Source organism: Nocardia higoensis (assembly GCF_015477835.1).
GTDB lineage: Bacteria > Actinomycetota > Actinomycetes > Mycobacteriales > Mycobacteriaceae > Nocardia > Nocardia higoensis_A.
On record NZ_JADLQN010000001.1, the window covers coordinates 3,040,348 to 3,057,536 of the forward strand.

Annotated in this window: 9 protein-coding genes and 2 pseudogenes (1 of these 11 running past the window's edge); 6 read left to right on the forward strand and 5 right to left on the reverse strand. The window is 70.5% G+C overall.

The window, feature by feature from the left end; translation table 11 throughout:
- From IU449_RS13665 to IU449_RS13685, 5 genes and pseudogenes are all read right to left on the reverse strand, one after another.
- Positions 1-5,943, reverse strand: partial view of a non-ribosomal peptide synthase/polyketide synthase gene (locus IU449_RS13665; protein WP_195002142.1) — the start only. The gene continues 38,010 nt to the left of window position 1, outside the view; only the first 5,943 of its 43,953 coding nucleotides appear in the window; its start codon is at positions 5,941-5,943; its stop codon lies off the left edge, out of view.
- Positions 5,944-6,320: 377 nt separating this feature from the next.
- The gene (gene cobM / locus IU449_RS13670; protein WP_195002143.1) at positions 6,321-7,088 is read right to left on the reverse strand and encodes a precorrin-4 C(11)-methyltransferase; all 768 of its coding nucleotides are present in this window, start codon (positions 7,086-7,088) and stop codon (positions 6,321-6,323) included.
- A gap of 134 nt (positions 7,089-7,222) precedes the next feature.
- Entirely contained in the window at positions 7,223-7,648 is a 426-nt protein-coding gene (locus IU449_RS13675; RefSeq protein ID WP_195002144.1) for a PPOX class F420-dependent oxidoreductase, read from the reverse strand.
- 25 nt (positions 7,649-7,673) lie between these two features.
- Positions 7,674-8,000, reverse strand: a pseudogene (locus IU449_RS13680) (TetR/AcrR family transcriptional regulator); the annotation flags it as partial.
- 243 nt (positions 8,001-8,243) lie between these two features.
- Positions 8,244-8,516 (reverse strand): annotated as a pseudogene (locus IU449_RS13685) (helix-turn-helix domain-containing protein); the annotation flags it as partial.
- Positions 8,517-8,692: 176 nt separating this feature from the next.
- Between IU449_RS13685 and IU449_RS13690 the strand changes: the two are divergent.
- The 6 genes from IU449_RS13690 to IU449_RS13715 are packed head-to-tail and all read left to right on the forward strand — an operon-like array spanning position 8,693 to position 16,941.
- A complete protein-coding gene (locus IU449_RS13690) occupies positions 8,693-10,327 on the forward strand; it encodes a carboxyl transferase domain-containing protein (RefSeq protein ID WP_195002145.1) in 1,635 nt (544 codons plus the stop codon).
- A gap of 5 nt (positions 10,328-10,332) precedes the next feature.
- Positions 10,333-12,471 carry an acetyl/propionyl/methylcrotonyl-CoA carboxylase subunit alpha gene (locus IU449_RS13695; RefSeq protein ID WP_195002146.1) on the forward strand — a complete coding sequence of 713 codons (2,139 nt, stop codon included), beginning with the start codon at positions 10,333-10,335 and terminating at the stop codon, positions 12,469-12,471.
- The gene (locus IU449_RS13700) at positions 12,468-13,628 is read left to right on the forward strand and encodes an acyl-CoA dehydrogenase family protein (protein WP_195002147.1); all 1,161 of its coding nucleotides are present in this window, start codon (positions 12,468-12,470) and stop codon (positions 13,626-13,628) included. The genes IU449_RS13695 and IU449_RS13700 overlap by 4 nt, the downstream gene beginning before the upstream one ends.
- The gene (locus IU449_RS13705; RefSeq protein ID WP_195002148.1) at positions 13,625-14,140 is read left to right on the forward strand and encodes a MaoC family dehydratase; all 516 of its coding nucleotides are present in this window, start codon (positions 13,625-13,627) and stop codon (positions 14,138-14,140) included. Before IU449_RS13700 ends, IU449_RS13705 begins: the two co-directional genes overlap by 4 nt.
- On the forward strand, positions 14,141-14,968 hold the full coding sequence (locus tag IU449_RS13710) for an HpcH/HpaI aldolase/citrate lyase family protein (RefSeq protein ID WP_228803959.1): 828 nt from the start codon (positions 14,141-14,143) through the stop codon (positions 14,966-14,968).
- Positions 14,969-14,994: 26 nt separating this feature from the next.
- Positions 14,995-16,941: an acetoacetate--CoA ligase gene (locus tag IU449_RS13715; RefSeq protein WP_195002149.1), complete on the forward strand. Its 1,947-nt coding sequence runs from the start codon at positions 14,995-14,997 to the stop codon at positions 16,939-16,941.
- Positions 16,942-17,189 lie beyond the last annotated feature (248 nt).

Genomic DNA, 17,189 nt, shown 5'->3' on the forward strand with positions numbered 1-17,189 from the left:
GACCTGGAAGTCGGTGCGGCCGATGTACTCGAGCACGCCCACCCCGGACGGCGCCGCACGGCGGATGTCGGCGACGACGGAATCGGAACCGCCGTGCTGGTCGACCTTCCAGCGCACCAGGTCGCCGGTGCGGTAGAGCCGTTCGCCCGGCGCGCCGAACGGGTCGGCGACGAAGCGCTCGGCGGTCAGATCGGGGCGGCCGAGGTAGCCGCGCGCGATCTGCGCGCCCCCCAGGTACAGCTCACCCGCGACACCGGCGGGCACCGGACGCAGCGCCTCGTCCAGGACGTACGCGCGCGCGTTCCACACCGGACGGCCGATCGGCACCGAAGAGCCGTTGGCGCCCACCCGCCAGGAGGTGGCGTTGACGGTGAATTCGGTAGGACCGTAGAGGTTGAGCACGGCCGCCGGGCTGAGCCGGCGGAACAGCGCCACCGTGGCGGGCGTGAGCGCCTCGCCGCCGACGAAGACCGCGCGCAGCGAGGTGCATTCGGCGGCGGGCGCGGTCGCTGCGAACACCGACAGCAGCGAGGGCACGAACGAGGTCATGGTGACCTGGTGCCGCCAGATCACCTCGGACTGGTACAGCGGATCGCGATGCCCGTCGGGCGCGGCGATGATCATCTCCGCGCCGACGATCAGGGTGGCGAACAGCTCCCACACCGAGGCGTCGAAGGTGAACGGCGTCTTGTGCAGCACGACGTCGGTCTCGTCGATGCCGCTCTCGGCGATCTTCCAGGCCATCTGGTTCAACAGCGCGGCATGGCTGACCGCCACGCCCTTCGGCCTGCCGGTGGAACCGGAGGTGTAGAGCACGTAGGCGGTGTTGTCCGGCCGCAGCAGCCCGCGCCGCTCACCGGCGGCGATCGGGGCGTCGTCGTAGGAGTCAAGCTCGACGGTGTCGACGTACACCACCGGGCAGGTCGCCGGATCCTGGCTTCGGACATCGTCGCCGGTGGTGGTCAGCAGGACCACCGGACGCGCGCCCGCCAGCACGTATTCGGTGCGCTCGGCCGGGTGATCGGGATCGATCGGCACGTAGCCACCGCCCGCGGCGACCGTCGCGTACACCGCGACCAGCATGTCGATGGAGCGGCGGATGCCGACCGCGACCAGCAGGTCGGGGCCCACGCCCAACTCGATCAGCTTGCGCGCCAGGCGATTCACCCGCGCGGCGAACTCCGCGTAGGTCAGCTCGCCCGCAGGCCCGAACTCACCGTCGGAGCGCTCGCCCGGATCGAAGACCAGGGCGGTGGCGGCGGCACGCCTGCGCGCGGTCTGGTCGAACAGTTCGAGCACGGTGGTGACCGCGGGTACCTCGTGCGCGGTGCGGTTCCACTCGGTGAGCACGCGCCGCTGCTCGGCCGGTTCCAGGATCTCGATATCGCGCACGGCGACATCGGCCGAGGTCGCGACCGCGCGCAGCACGCGCAGGAAACGGCGGTTGAACTCCTCGACGGTGGTGTCGTCGAACAGATCCGTGGCATAGGACAGCACCGCGGCGATGCCCGCGGGCTCCCCCGCGGCCGAGCGCTGCTCGGTCAGCGTCCACAGCAGATCGAACTTGGCGATCGGGACCTCGACCTCGGCGGCGCTCACCGTCAGGCCGGGCAGCTCCAGCGTGCCGTGCGCCATCTCCTGGAACGACAGCATCACCTGGAACAGCGGGTGCCGCGCCTGCGAACGGGTCGGGTTGAGCACCTCGACCAGCCGCTCGAACGGCACGTCGGCGTGCGCGAACGCCTGCAGGTCGGTTTCCCTTGTGCGGGCGAGGAATTCGGTGAACGGCTGCGCGCCGTCGACGTCCGAGCGCAACACCAGGGTGTTGACGAACATGCCGATCAGGTCGTCGAGGGCCTGCTCGCCACGACCGGCGATCGGGGTGCCGATGGCCACGTCACCGCTGCCCGACAGCCTGCCCATGAGTACGGCCAGCGCGGCGTGCAGGACCATGAACAAGCTGACGCCCTGCGCGCGGGCCAGCGCCGACAGTTCGGCGTGCAACGGCGCGTCGATGTCGAAATACGTTGTCGCGCCACGGAAACTCTGCACCGGCGGACGCGGGCGGTCGGTGGGCAGCTCGATCTGGTCGGGCAGGCCCGCCAGTGTGCGCTGCCAGTACGCGATCTGGCGCGCGGCCATCGATTCCGGATCGGATTCCGCGCCGAGCAGCTCACGCTGCCAGACCGTGTAGTCCTGGTACTGCACCGGCAGCGGCGCCCACTGCGGGGCCTGCCCCACGGCGCGCGCGAGGTACGCGGCGGCGACATCGCGCGAGAGCGGTCCGAACGAGAAGCCGTCGGCGGCGATGTGGTGCACCACGAAGGCGACCGCGTGATCGGGCGCGCCGTTGGTGGTGCCGCCGGTGACGGTGAAGATCCGTACCCGGATCGGCAACTCGCGCGAGACGTCGAAGCCGGTGGCCGCGAATTCGGCCAGCACGCCGGGCAACTCGTTCTCGTCGATGGCCTGCACCGCGATCGCGAGGTTGATCTCGTCGTCCGGGATCACCTGCTGGTAGCCGCCGTCGCCGGACTCGGGGAAGATCGTGCGCAGCGACTCCTGGCGCGCCATCACATCGTTGAGCGCCGCCTTCAGCGCGTCGATGTCGACGTTTCCGCGCAAGCGAACCACGAACGGCAGGTTGTAGGTCGGTGCCGTCGGGTCGAACTGGTTGATGAACCACATGCGCTGCTGCGCCGGCGAGAGCGGCACCCGGTCCGGCAGCGTCATGGCGACCAGCGGCGGACGCGATTCCTCGGTGGCCGAGGCGCTCTCGGCGCGCGCGGCCAGCCCCGCGACGGTGGGAGTCTCGAACAGGGTGCGCACACCCACGCGGGCGCCGAAGGCGGCGCCGACGCGCGCGACCACCTGGGTGGCGACCAGCGAGTTGCCGCCCAGATCGAAGAAGTTGTCGTCGATACCCACCCGATCCTGGCTGAGCACGTCGGCGAAGATGTTCGCCACGATCTGCTCGGCCTGGGTGCGCGGCGCCCGGTAGCCCGCGTCGGTGGCGAACACCGGCTCCGGCAGCGCCTTGCGGTCCAGTTTGCCCGAGGTGTTGAGCGGGAAGGCCTCGAGCACCATCACCGAGGCGGGCACCATGTAGCTCGGCAACTGCTCGGCGGCGAAGCGGATCAGCTCGGCCGGGTCGATGCTCTGGCCCGGCGCGGGCACCACGTAGGCGACCAGCTGCTGGCCGGTGGCGGTGTCGACCACGAGCACCGCGGACTGGCTGACCGAGGGATGGGCCAGCGTGACGGTCTCGATCTCGCCGAGCTCGATGCGCTGACCGCGGAACTTGACCTGGAAGTCGGTGCGGCCGATGTATTCCAGCGTGCCCGCGGCGTTCCAGCGCACCAGGTCGCCGGTGCGGTACATGCGCGAACCGGCGGGAGTGGTATCGCTTCCGCCGAACGGATTGGCGACGAACCGGTCCGAGGTCAGGTCCGGCCTGCCCCGGTAGCCGCGCGCCAGCTGGCGCCCGCCCAGGTACAGCTCGCCGGGCACGCCGATCGCGGCCGGACGCAGCCGCGAATCCAGCACGTAGACGTCGACATTCCACTCCGGGATGCCGATCGGCACGGTCACGGTGTCGGCCGGGGTGGCCTCCCAGTAGGTCACCGAGACCGCGGCCTCGGTGGGACCGTACAGGTTGTGCAGGCCCGCGGCCTGCCCGTTCGCACCGCTGGTCAGGGCGCGGAACTGCGCGGCCGTCTCCGGGGGCAGCGCCTCACCGATGACGAACACCGCGCGCAGGCTGCGCACCTGCTCCGCGGTGGCGTGCGCGACGAACACCGTGAGCATGGACGGCACGAAGTCGGTGACCGTCACCTGGTGCCGCTCGATCATGTCGGCGACATAGAGCGGGTCGCGATGCCCGTCCGGCGAGGCGACGACCAGCTCGGCGCCGACCATCAGCGGCAGGAAGTAACCCCACAGCGACACGTCGAAGGTGGTCGCGGTCTTCTGCAGGTAGACGTCGTCCTCGGTGAGCCGGTACTCGTCGAGCATCCACAGCTGCTGGTTGACGATCGCGTGATGGGTGACCGCGACGCCCTTGGGACGGCCGGTCGAACCCGAGGTGTAGATGACGTAGGCGGTGTTGCCGGGACGCAGCGGACCGAGCCGCTCCACGTCGGTCAGCGGCGCGGCGGCGAAACGCGCGACGTCCAGGGTGTCGATCTCGACGCGGCGCACCGTGTCCGGCAGTTCCAGCTCGTCGCCGGAGACCGTGAGCACGCACACCGGGTCGGCGCTGTCGAGGATGTAGGCGGTGCGATCGGCCGGATGATCGGGGTCGATCGGCACATACGCGCCACCGGCGGCGAGTACCGCGTGCATGCCGATCACCAGATCCAGCGAGCGGCGCATGCCGAGTGCCACCAGCGACTCCGGCCCCACGCCGTCGTCGATCAGGTACCTGGCCAGCCGGTTGACCCGGGCGGCGAACGCGCCGTAGGTCAGCGTCTCGCCCTCGAAGTGCAGCGCGATCCGGTCGGGCGTGCGCAGTGCCTGCGCGTCCAGCAGTGCGGTGAGGGTGGTGTCCGGCACCTCGGCGGCGGAGTCGTTCCACTCGACCAGCGTGCGTTCGCGCTCGGCCGCGCCGACGACCGGCAGGTCCCACACGGCGGCGTCGGCGTCGGCGGCCAGGAAACGATCGAAGAATTCCAGGAAGCGGCCGTGATGGGCGGCGGCCTCGGCCTCGGTGTAGAGGTTCGGGTTGGTCTCGAAGTCGATGTGCGACCGGCTGCCCGCCACCGACTGGTAGAAGTTGACGCCCAGATCCTCGATGCTGCCGGTGGACAGCACATTGAGCTGCCCCTCGGTGCGTCCCAGGGTCACCTCGCTGTGGAACAGCATGATGTTGACCCACGGGCCGAAGAATTCCGTGGTCACCACGCCGTCGCCCGCGGTGTCGCGGCGGATGTCCTCGTGGCGGTAGCGCTGGTGGCGCAGCGCGCCGGAGACGGCCAGACGCACCTGTTCGAGCAGGTCGGCGACGGTCGTGTCGTGGGCCACGCGCAGGCGCAGCGGCACGATGTTGGACACCGCGCCGCCGGAGCGGCGCATGGCCGCGGTGGTGCGCGCGGTGACCGGCAGGCTCAGGATCACATCCTCGACACCGGTCATCTGCGCCAGATAACCGGCGAACGCGGCGATCAGCAGTCCGGCCGGGGAGTTGTCGTGGCGGGCGATCGCCTCGGTCAGCCGGGCGTCCTGCTCGGGGCTCAGTGCGGCGCTGGTGACGCCGTTGGCCGGGGCGGGCGGCGCGGAGCGGCCGGCGAGGCTGGAGCCTTCCTCCAGGCCCGCGACCCGCTCGGCCCAGTACTCCTTGTCGCTGCCGAAGCGAGAGCTGTCGCGATAGGCCAGCTCGGACTCGTAGAGCGCGCGCAGATCGGTGGCCTTGGACGGGCTCGCCTCGGCACCGGTCACCATGGCCGTGTAGTGCTCGGCGATCCGGTTCTGGAAGGTCATCGCGCCGAAGCCGTCGAGCACGATGTGGTGGGCGCGCGAGTACCAGTACCAGCGGTCCTCGGCCAGCCGCAGCGCGGCGGCGCGGATCAGGCGGTCTTCGACGATGTCGAGGGGGCGGCTGTACTCCGCGCGCATCCACTCGGCGGCCGCGGCCTCCGGGTCGTCGGCCTCGCGCAGGTCGACGTATTCGAGAGTGGCGTCCAGGCTCGGATCGACGGTCTGCAGCGGCTCACCGTCACGCTCGACGATCCGGAGGAACCCCGAGCCCATCTCCAGGCCCGCGGCCGCGCTGGCACGCTCCAGCGCGTCCAGATCCAGCTCACCCCGGATCTCGACATACTGTGCGATATTGATCGGCACCTGCGGATCGACGTGCTGGGCGTACCAGATACCCAGCTGCGCGGGCGACAGTGGGAAGTACTCGCCACGTGCTTCGCCGTTCGCGCCGAAATCCCGCCGGTCCAACCGTAACCTCGCTTCCGGAACGCCACGCCGAGCGCTCCCAGACGACACCCGGACGCCGACCCCACGTCTGCGAGTCGTGGCGCCTGCGTCCCATGCTTGTAGTTCTCGAATCCCTGCCGTGCTCTGTGAAAGCTTCGGGCAAAGAAGTTCACTGGCACTATCTGTCTTCAGCCGACGTCGTTACATCGGCCGGACCGTGCCATCTGCCCACCGACCGGCCGAGCCGGGACGTTCGTTCCTGATCACCGGGACAATCTACCGTCGCGGTAGCCACCCGACCAACCAAGCCCCATAGCGACGAGCTATTACGCCTGGTAGCGTCGGACATGTCGGGCCCGAGGGCGGGTGTTGCGGACATCACACCGCGAACGCCCCGGTCAGATGGCGGACCGCTGCGGCGGGCGCCGATCGCGTGCCGGATCGTAGAGGTGCGAGGTGGTGCAGGTGATGGCCGGCGTGAGGGCGCGGCCGACGAGGATGACGGCCGCCTGCCGCAGACCGGCGGACTCCACCTGATCGGCGATATCGGCCAAGGTGCCGCGCAGGACGAGCTGGCCCGGCTGCGAGGCGCGGTAGACGACAGCGGCCGGACAGTCCGAGCCGTAGTGCGCCGCCAGCTCCTCGGCGAGGACGCGGGTGCGGGTGATCGCCAGATGCAGGACGAGCGTCGCCCCGGTGCGGGCGAACTCGCCCAGCGACTCCGACTCCGGCATGGCGGTGGAACGTTTCCTCGTGCGGGTCAGCACGACGGACTGGACCACCTCGGGAACGGTGAGCTCGGCGCCGAGCAGCGCGGCGGCCGCGGCATAGGCGGGCACACCGGGTGTGACGTCCCACGGGACGCCATGGGCGTCGAGGCGGCGAGTCTGCTCGGTGAGGGCCGAATAGAGGGAAGGGTCGCCCGAGCACAGCCTGGCGACATCCTTGCCTTCCCGATGCGCGGCGAGCAGGTGCTCGGTGATCTCGTCCAGGTCGAGGTGCTGGGTGTCGATCAGCCGCGTGCCGGGAGCGCAGTGCGCCAGCACCTCGGGATCGAGATAGGTGCCCGCGTAGAGACAGACGGGCGAGTCGCGCAGCAGGGTGACCGCGCGCACGGTCAGCAGGTCGGCGGCGCCCGGTCCGGCCCCGATGAAGTGCACGGTCATGACCGCGAGTCTGTCACGGCCGCGGATCCGCCGTCACGAGCCCGGTACAGGTCCGCGGCTCCGAGCCGGTCCGGCAGGCGCCGCGAGTCCGGCGTGTGGGCGGGTCCCGACCCCGAGCCGCCGGGTTCGGCGATTCAGGCGGTCACGTCGAAGGCAGCGATCACCTTGGCCGGGCGCAGTCGCACGACCAGTTCGCCCGGAACACCGTTGCGGCGACCGAATTCCTCGGCGCGGTCGGCGCCCATGTACCGCGCGCCGAGCGCGGTCGCGATGCGCAGGAGTTCGCCGGGATCCTCCGAGGTCCGCACCGTGCCCTGGACCTGTACGAAGGCGTAGGGCGCGGCCTCGAGATCCACGCACAGGGCCGCCCGCGGGTCCCGCGCCAAAGCCCTCGCCTTGCCGGTGTCCGCGCCGGTGGTGAAGACGATCTCCTCGCCCTCGACCAGGAACCAGATCGGCGCGACCACCGGACGACCGTCCGAGGCGACGAAGGCGAGTTTGCCGGTCCTGGTGCCGTGGGTGAGGAATTCGCGAACCCGATCGTCCGAGAGCGAGGTCATGGTCCTCACCCTAACCCGGCCGATCTCAGCGGGGCGCGACCGCGAGCGCGGACAACGCCATGTCGCGCAGCACGGGCCTGGCGCGCGCGGCGGTCGCCGAGGTGGCGCTGTGCGGGGTCGAGTTCAACAGACCGAACACCGCGTGCGCGCGCACCCTGGCCTGCTCCTCCGGCAGCGCGGGCAGCAACCGGCAGAGCACGTCCACCCAGATCTCGACGTACTCGCGCTGAGTCCTGCGCACCTGCCGCCGGGCGGACGCGGGCAGATTGTCGAGATCACGATCCTGGATGCGGATCAGTTCCGGCTCGCCGAGGGCGAAGTCGAGATGGAAGTCCACCAGCGCGGCCAGCGCCGTCTCCGCATCCGCCCGCGCACCACCGCTGTCCCGGTCACCGCCCCGGACACCATCTCTGTCGCAGCCTCGGTCGCCGTCTCTGTCGCCGTCCCCACGGAAGGCGACGTCCATCCGGCCGCCGCCCTCCCCGCGGCCGGCACCGCCCGCCGGGCCGCCCACGAAGGCGACGTCGGCCCGCCCGCCGTCGGCGCCCGGCCCGCCGTCGTGCGGATCGGCGTCATCGGAGGAATCGAGGTACTCGTCGACCACCGCGCGACCGCCCGCGAGCAGTCGCCGACTGATCCCGACCAACAGCTCGACGAGCAGCGCTTCCTTGCTGGCGAAGTGCCGGTACACGGCCGGCCCGCTGATGCCGACGGCCGCGCCGAGATCGTCGAGCCGGACACCGAGGAAACCGCGATCGGCGATCAGGCGCGCGCCCGCGTCGAGCAACTGCCGCCGTCGCTCGGCCTTCAGCTGCTCCCGTCGGGTCCCGACGACGGGCTCGGTATCGACCACGTCCTCGCCTCTCACTCGTTCGCTCTTCACCGCACCGACTCCCACCCGGCCACCGCGCCTCGGCACGGACCGGTTCGCGCGAACTCTGGACAACTCAGTTAATCGAGTTTAACCTGATTTCCAGTTATCAGCGACTAACTGGAACGCCCGAACCCGGACGCTCCACCGCATCATCGGAAAAGCGAGGCGGGATGACGATCAACCGCGAAGGCGGTACTCGCGAAGGCGGTGCTCGCGAAGGCGGCCACCGCGCGGCGCACCGGGCGCTCACCGCGCAGCTGCGCGAGCGATTGGCGACCGCGGCGCTCGGCGGGCCCGCCAAGGCCCGCGAGCGGCACGTGGCGCGCGGCAAGCTGCTGCCCCGCGAGCGGGTCGACCAGCTGCTCGACCCGGGCAGTCCGTTCCTGGAGCTCTCCCCGCTGGCGGCCGACGGCATGTACGACGACCAGTGCCCCGGCGCGGGCATCATCACCGGTATCGGCCGGGTATCCGGGCGCGAATGCGTGATCGTCGCCAACGACGCCACCGTCAAGGGCGGTACCTACTACCCGATCACGGTGAAGAAGCACCTGCGCGCGCAGGAGGTCGCGCTGCAGAACAACCTGCCGTGCGTCTACCTGGTCGATTCGGGCGGTGCGTTCCTGCCCCGCCAGGACGAAGTCTTCCCCGACCGCGAGCACTTCGGCCGCATCTTCTACAACCAGGCCACGATGAGCGCCAAGGGCATCGCCCAGATCGCGGCCGTGCTCGGTTCCTGCACGGCGGGCGGGGCCTACGTGCCCGCGATGAGCGACGAGGCGGTGATCGTCCGCGATCAGGGCACCATCTTCCTCGGCGGCCCGCCGCTGGTGAAGGCCGCGACCGGCGAGGTCGTCACGGCCGAGGAACTGGGCGGCGGCGCGCTGCACTCGCGCACCTCCGGAGTCACCGACCATCTCGCCGAGGACGACCGCGACGCGCTGCGCATCGTGCGCCGCATCGTCGACACCCTCGGCCCGCGCCCGAGCGCGCCATGGGAGGTCCGCGAGACCGTCGCACCCGCCCTGCCCACCGAGGAGCTCTACGACGTGGTGCCGGTCGACCCGCGCACCCCCTACGACGTGCGCGAGGTGATCCACCGGCTCGTCGACGGCAACCCCGGCGGCGGTCCCGACGGCGGCGGCTTCCACGAGTTCAAAGCCGAATACGGCACGACTCTGGTCACCGGGTTCGCGCGTATCCACGGGCATCCGGTCGGCATCGTCGCCAACAACGGCGTGCTGTTCTCCGAATCGGCCATGAAAGGCGCGCATTTCATCGAGTTGTGCGACAAGCGCGAGATCCCGCTGCTGTTCCTGCAGAACATCACCGGTTTCATGGTCGGCCGCGACTACGAGGCGGGCGGCATCGCCAAGCACGGTGCGAAGATGGTGACGGCGGTCGCGTGCGCGCGGGTGCCGAAGCTGACCGTGGTGATCGGCGGCTCCTACGGCGCGGGCAACTACTCCATGTGCGGGCGGGCGTATTCGCCGCGTTTCCTGTGGATGTGGCCCAACGCCCGGATCTCGGTCATGGGCGGCGAGCAGGCGGCCTCGGTACTGGCCACCGTGCGCGGCGACCAGCTCGACAGCGCGGGCAACCCCTGGTCGCCCGAGGACGAGGAAGCCTTCAAGGCCCCCATCCGCGAACAGTACGAACATCAGGGCAATCCCTACTACTCGACCGCACGACTGTGGGACGACGGCGTGATCGACCCGGCCGACACCAGGACCGTGCTCGGCCTGGCTCTGTCGGTGTGCGGGCAGGCACCGCTGGAACCGGTCTCCTACGGCGTCTTCCGGATGTGAGCGCAATGACTGAACCCACCCGAACGACCGCACCCGAAGCCACCCGCACCTTCGACACCGTGCTCGTCGCCAATCGCGGCGAGATCGCGGTGCGCGTCCTGCGCACCCTGCGCGCCCTGGGCATCCGCTCGGTCGCCGTCTACAGCGATGCCGACGCAGGCGCTCGCCACGTCCGCGAGGCCGATGTCGCCGTCCGCCTCGGTCCCGCCCCGGCCCGGCAGAGCTATCTGGACATCGACAAGGTGGTCGACGCCGCGCGGCGCACCGGTGCCCAGGCCGTGCACCCCGGCTACGGATTCCTGTCCGAGAACGCCGCCTTCGCCGCCGCGCTGGAGCAGGCGGGCATCGTCTTCCTCGGCCCACCCGCCCGTGCCATCGAGATCATGGGCGACAAGATCGCCGCCAAGACCACCGTCTCGGCCTTCGGCGTGCCCGTCGTCCCCGGCATCGCCCGGCCCGGACTCACCGACGCCGACCTGATCGCGGCCGCCGCCGACATCGGCTACCCGGTGCTGGTCAAGCCGTCGGCAGGCGGCGGAGGCAAGGGCATGCGTCGCGTCGACGATCCCGCCCAGTTGCCCGCCGCCCTGGTCGGCGCGCGGCGGGAAGCCGCCTCGGCGTTCGGTGACGACACGCTGTTCCTGGAACGTTTCGTCACCCGTCCCCGCCACATCGAGGTGCAGATCCTCGCCGACACCCACGGCGCCGTCGTGCATCTGGGCGAGCGGGAATGCAGCCTGCAGCGCAGACATCAAAAGGTGATCGAAGAAGCCCCGTCGCCGCTGCTCGACGCGCAGACCCGCGCCCGGATCGGCGCCGCCGCCTGCGACACCGCCCGCAGCGTCGACTACGTCGGCGCGGGCACCGTCGAATTCATCGTCTCCGCCGACCGCCCCGACGAGTTCTTCTTCATGGAGATGAACACCCGCCTACAGGTCGAGCACCCGGTCACCGAGATGGTCACCGGCGTGGACCTGGTCGAGGCGCAGGTACGCATCGCCGCGGGCGAGAACCTCGGCCTGACACAGGGCGACATCCGCCTGACCGGCCACGCCGTGGAGGCCCGCGTCTACGCCGAGGATCCCGGCCGCGGCTTCCTGCCCACCGGCGGAACGGTGCTGGACCTGCACGAGCCGAACGGCCCCGGCATGCGGGTGGATTCGGGCCTGCGGGTGGGCACCGTGGTCGGCAGTGACTACGACCCGATGCTGTCGAAGGTCATCGTGCACGCCCACGACCGCGCCGCCGCCCTGGCCGGGCTGGACCGCGCGCTGGCGGACACCGCCCTGCTCGGCGTAACCAGCAATATCGAATTCCTGCGCTTCCTGCTCGCCGACCCGGACGTCCGGGCGGGCAGGCTCGACACCGGACTGCTGGACCGGCGGGTCGACGACTTCGTGCCCGCCGTCGCCTCCGACGACGATTTCGTGGCGGCCGCCGCTTATCACTGGCTGCGCCGCGAGCCGGGGCAGCCGGGGACCGGAGCATCGCGGTCGCTGTGGGATGTGCCCTCCGGATGGCGGGCGGGTACGCCCGCGCCGACCCCGATCCGCCTGGCCGTCGGTGAGCGCGTCGAGCACGTCTACCTGACCGGCGTGCCGGAGGACGCCGTCGTCCGGATCGGCGAGGGCGAGAGCCGCACGGTACGGGCCGAATTCGAGTCCGCCGGATCCGGCCCCGCAGAGGGCGTCACGGGTGCTCGCGGCGTGCTCGCGCTGACCATCGACGGGATCCGCCGCACCTATCGGGTCGCCGAACAGGCCGACACCCTGTGGGTTGCCCGCTCCGGTGGCGTGACGACGCTGCGCGCGCTGCCCGAGGTCAGTGTGCGCGGCGACGCCGCGCACGTGGGTGACGCCGAGATCCGCAGCCCCATGCCGGGGTCGGTGATCGCGGTGCCGGTCGCCTCCGGCACGCAAGTCGCCGCGGGAGCCCCGGTGGTGGTCGTGGAGGCCATGAAGATGGAGCACACCCTCACCGCTCCCGTGGACGGCGTCGTCGAGGTGCTCGTCGAGGCGGGCGCTCAGGTGCGCCTGGACCAACCGCTGGCCCGCATCGTCACGACGCCCGAGGGCAGCACCGCTCCGGCGGGCGATACCGCAACCCCATCCGAATCCGCAGAGCGAGAAGGACTTTCCGCATGACCGACTTCCTGTCCACCGGCACCTTGCCCGAGGAATACCGCGATCTCGCGCTGACCGTCCGGGATTTCGCGCAGTCGGTGGTCGCGCCGGTCGCGGCCGAGCACGACGCCGCGCACACCTTCCCGTACGAGGTGGTGGCGGGGATGGCCGAGATGGGCCTGTTCGGCCTGCCCTTCCCGGAGGAATACGGCGGTATGGGCGGCGACTACTTCGCGCTGTGTCTCGCGCTGGAAGAGCTGGGCAAAGTCGATCAGAGCGTGGCGATCACGCTGGAAGCGGGCGTCTCCCTCGGCGCCATGCCCGTCTACCGGTTCGGCAACGAGGAACAGAAGCAGCGCTGGCTGCCCGAACTCACCAGCGGCCGCGCCCTGGCCGGCTTCGGCCTCACCGAGCCGGACGCGGGCAGCGACGCGGGCGGCACCAGGACCACCGCGGTGCTCGACGGCGACGACTGGGTGATCAACGGCCGCAAGCAGTTCATCACCAATTCCGGCACCGACATCACCACCCTGGTGACGGTGACCGCGGTGACCGGCACCACCGAGGGCAAGAAGGAGATCTCCACCATCCTGGTGCCCGCCGACACCCCCGGTTTCGTCGCCGAACCCGCGTACAACAAGGTCGGCTGGAACGCCTCGGACACCCACCCGCTCACGTTCACCGATGTGCGGGTACCGCAGGAGAACCTGCTCGGCGAGCGCGGCCGCGGCTACGCCAACTTCCTGCGCATCCTCGACGAGGGGCGGATCGCGATCGCCGCGCTGTCGGTCGGCGCCGCGCAGGGCTGCGTGGACGAGAGTGTCCGCTACGCCAAGGAGCGCCTGGCCTTCGGCAAACCGATCGGCACCTACCAGGCCATCGCCTTCAAGATCGCCCGGATGGAGGCTCGCGCGCACGCCGCCCGCGCCGCCTACTACGACGCCGCCGCGCTCATGCTGTCGGGCAAACCGTTCAAGAAGCAGGCATCCATCGCCAAGCTGGTCGCCAGCGAGGCCGCGATGGACAACGCCCGCGATGCCACCCAGATCTTCGGCGGCAACGGGTTCATGAACGAATACGCTGTCGCCAGGCACTACCGCGACAGCAAGATCCTGGAAATCGGCGAGGGGACGACAGAGGTGCAGTTGATGCTGATCGGGCGGGAGCTGGGACTATGAGTGAGTTCGCGGCACCTTCGGAGCTGCGTCGTATCGTCCAGCGCGGCTTGTGGTTCGAGGAGTTCGAGACCGATGTGGTCTACGAGCACCGGCCGGGCCGCACCATCACCGAAGCCGACAACGTCCTGTTCACCACGCTGACCATGAACACCCAGGCACTGCACCTCGACGCCGCGTTCAGCGACGCGTTGCCGCCGTTCAACCAGCGACTGGTGAATTCGATGTTCACGCTCTCGACGCTGGTGGGCCTGTCGGTCGCCCAGCTCACCCAGGGCACCATCGTGGCCAATCTCGGGTTCTCCGATATCGCCTTTCCCAAGCCGCTGTTCCACGGCGACACCATGTACGCCGAGACCGTGGTGATCGGCAAACGCGAATCCAAGTCGCGGCCGGGCGAGGGTGTGGTCACTTTCGCGCACACCGCGCGCAATCAGCACGGCGAGGTGGTCGCGACGGCCACCCGCAAGACGCTGGTCCGGTTGCGGCCGGACCAGCCGGGAACGGAGCAGTAGATGGCTGGCACGGGTAGCACCTGGAAGATGCCGGGTCCGGCGTGGCTGTTCTGCCCCGCCGACCGTCCGGAGCGGTTCGCGAAGGCGGCAGCCGCGGCCGACGTGGTGATCCTCGATCTCGAGGACGGGGTGGCCCCCGCCGACAAGGCCGCCGCCCGTGCGGCCCTGGTGTCCACCCCGCTGGACCCCGAGCGCACCGTGGTCCGGGTGAACGCGGCGGGCACCGACGAGCACGCCCTCGACCTGACCGCCCTGGCCGACACCCGCTACCGCAGGCTCATGCTGCCCAAGGCCGAGTCGGCCGAGCAGATCACCGACCTGGCCGAGTTCGATGTCATCGCCCTGGTCGAGTCGCCGCGTGGCGCGCTCGCGGTCGCCGAGGTGGCGCGAGCTCGCAATGCCATCGGCGTCATGTGGGGCGCGGAGGACCTCGTCGCCGGACTGGGCGGCACCAGCAGCAGGCATCCCGACGGCACATACCGCGACGTCGCCGCGCACGTCCGCTCCGGCACACTGCTGGCCGCCAAGGCCGCCGGCGCGCTGGCCCTGGACTCGGTCTACCTGAACATCCGCGATCTCGACGGCCTGCGCGCCGAGTCCGAGGACGCGGTGGCCTCCGGCTTCGACATCAAGGTCGCCATCCATCCGACCCAGGTGGAGGTGATCCGAAACGCGTACGCGCCGTCGGAGGAGGAGATCTCCTGGGCCGAGCGGGTACTCGCCGAGGTGCCCCACCATCGCGGCGTGTTCGCCTTCGAGGGCCGGATGGTCGACGGCCCGGTCCTGCTGCACGCCGAACAGCTGCTGCGCCGCGCCGGCCGCGACTGATCACCCCGGCATCGAGGAGCACCGCCATGCAACCACAGTGGACACCGACCGAGCGCGACATCGCCGAGGCCCGGATCACCCATTTCGCCCGGTTCGCCGCCGAGCACAGCAGTTACGATGCGCCCGACCAGACCGATTACCAGCGGCTGTGGGAATGGTCGGTGCGGGATCTACCCGGATTCTGGCGCGCCGTCTGGGAGTACTTCGACCTCGGCGCGATCGCGGGTGAGGTACTGGCCGACGACCGGATGCCCGGCGCGAACTGGTTTCCCGGCACCCGGCTCAACTACGTCGATCAGGTACTGCGCCAGGCCCGCACCGACCGCCCGGCGATCCTCGCCCTCGCCGAGGATGAGCCGGTCCGCGAGGTCTCCTGGGCCGAACTGATCGACCGGACGGCGGCCTTGGCGCACACCCTGCGCGGTCTCGGCGTGCGGCCGGGCGACCGGGTCGTGGGCTACCTGCCCAACATCCCCGAGGCGGTGGTCGCTTTTCTGGCGACCGCGAGCATCGGCGCGGTGTGGAGCGCCTGCGGCCAGGACTACTCCCCCAAAGCCGCCCTCGACCGGCTGGGCCAGCTCGAGCCCACCGTCCTGATCACCGCCGACGGCTACCGCTTCGGCGGCAAGACCCACGACAAGAGCGCCGATATCGCCGCGCTGCGGGAGGGCCTGCCCACGCTGCGCTCGACCGTCGTCGTGGACCGGCTCGGCGCGGTCGTGCCGGACACGATCGCGTGGACCGAGGCCGTCGCGGGCACCGGTGATACGCCGGAGCTCGCGACCGAGCAGGTCGGTTTCGACCACCCGTTGTGGATCGTGTTCTCCTCCGGTACCACCGGCCTGCCCAAGGGCATCGTGCACGGCCATGGCGGCGTCGTCCTCGAACACCTGAAAGCCGTTGCGCTGCAATCCGATATCGGCCCCGACGACACCTTCTTCTGGTACACGAGCCCGAGCTGGATGATGTGGAACTTCCAGGTCGCCGGGTTGCTGGTCGGCTCCACCATCGTCTGCTACGACGGCAGCCCCACCCATCCCACCCCGGACGGCCTGTGGCGTCTCGCCGCCGAGGTCGGGGCCACCGTCCTGGGCACCAGCCCCGGATATGTCCTGGCCTGCATCAAGGCGGGCGCGCACCCCGCCGCCGAGCACGACCTGTCGCCGCTGCGTCTGGTCGGCATCACAGGCTCCGCCCTGCCGCCGTCCTCGGCGCTGTGGTTGCGCGACAACGTCGGCGTGCCGGTCGCCTCGATCAGCGGCGGCACCGACGTGGTCTCGGCCTTCCTCGGCTGGGCCCGCACGGTCCCGGTGTGGCCGGGCGAGTTGTCGGTGCCCTATCTCGGCGTCGCACTGGACGCCTACGACGAGTCCGGCAACTCGGTGCGCGGCGAGGTCGGCGAACTGGTGGTCACCGCTCCGATGCCGTCCATGCCGGTCTCCTTCTGGCGCGACGAGGACGGAAATCGGTACCACGACGCCTATTTCGACATGTTCCCCGGCGTCTGGCGGCACGGTGACTGGATCACCCGCACCGACCACGGCAGCATCGTCGTGCACGGTCGCTCGGATTCCACGCTCAACCGTCACGGCATCCGGATGGGCAGCGCCGACATCTACCAGGCGGTCGAGAGCCTGCCCGAGATCACCGAGGCCCTGGTGATCGGCGTGGAACAGCCCGACGGCGGCTACTGGATGCCGTTGTTCGTCGTGCTCGCCCCCGGCGCGGAACTGAACGCCGAGCTGATCGGTCGCCTCCAGCAGGTCATCCGCACCGAGGTCTCCCCGCGGCACGTCCCCGACGAGATCCTGCTCGCCCCCGGCATCCCGCACACCCGCACCGGTAAGAAACTCGAGGTACCCATCAAGAAGCTGCTGCAGGGCGCCGACACCACCCGCGTCGTCGAACGCAGCGCGGTCGACGCTCCCGATCTGCTGGACTGGTACGCCGCCGTTCGACCGGGGTCGAATTAGCGCCGCCCGCGACGCGCTGCGACTGCCCGTATCGTGTCGATGCCGCCTGACCGGCCGGCGCCGCACCGGAGCGGCCCCCGCTCGCAGCACGCGCGAGGCGACGGACGCTCCTCCGCAACAGCAGCGTCGGCCATGGGCGCCATGGCAAGCTTGTGCGCGGCAGTCGATCGCCCCGACGAAAGCCCGAGCCCGGAGCGGGCACAAGCACGCCCGACAGGCGCTCGGCCTCGGCGACGGCCTGTGTCGGG

Bases quoted from the DNA above. Each gene is read 5' to 3' on its own strand.
- IU449_RS13695 (WP_195002146.1), top strand. From the start codon at position 10,333: ATGACTGAACCCACCCGAACGACCGCACCCGAAGCCACCCGCACCTTC.
- IU449_RS13675 (WP_195002144.1), bottom strand. From the start codon at position 7,648: ATGACCTCGCTCTCGGACGATCGGGTTCGCGAATTCCTCACCCACGGC.
- IU449_RS13715 (WP_195002149.1), top strand. From the start codon at position 14,995: ATGCAACCACAGTGGACACCGACCGAGCGCGACATCGCCGAGGCCCGG.
- IU449_RS13700 (WP_195002147.1), top strand. From the start codon at position 12,468: ATGACCGACTTCCTGTCCACCGGCACCTTGCCCGAGGAATACCGCGAT.
- cobM (WP_195002143.1), bottom strand. From the start codon at position 7,088: ATGACCGTGCACTTCATCGGGGCCGGACCGGGCGCCGCCGACCTGCTG.
- IU449_RS13705 (WP_195002148.1), top strand. From the start codon at position 13,625: ATGAGTGAGTTCGCGGCACCTTCGGAGCTGCGTCGTATCGTCCAGCGC.
- IU449_RS13710 (WP_228803959.1), top strand. From the start codon at position 14,141: ATGGCTGGCACGGGTAGCACCTGGAAGATGCCGGGTCCGGCGTGGCTG.
- IU449_RS13690 (WP_195002145.1), top strand. From the start codon at position 8,693: ATGACGATCAACCGCGAAGGCGGTACTCGCGAAGGCGGTGCTCGCGAA.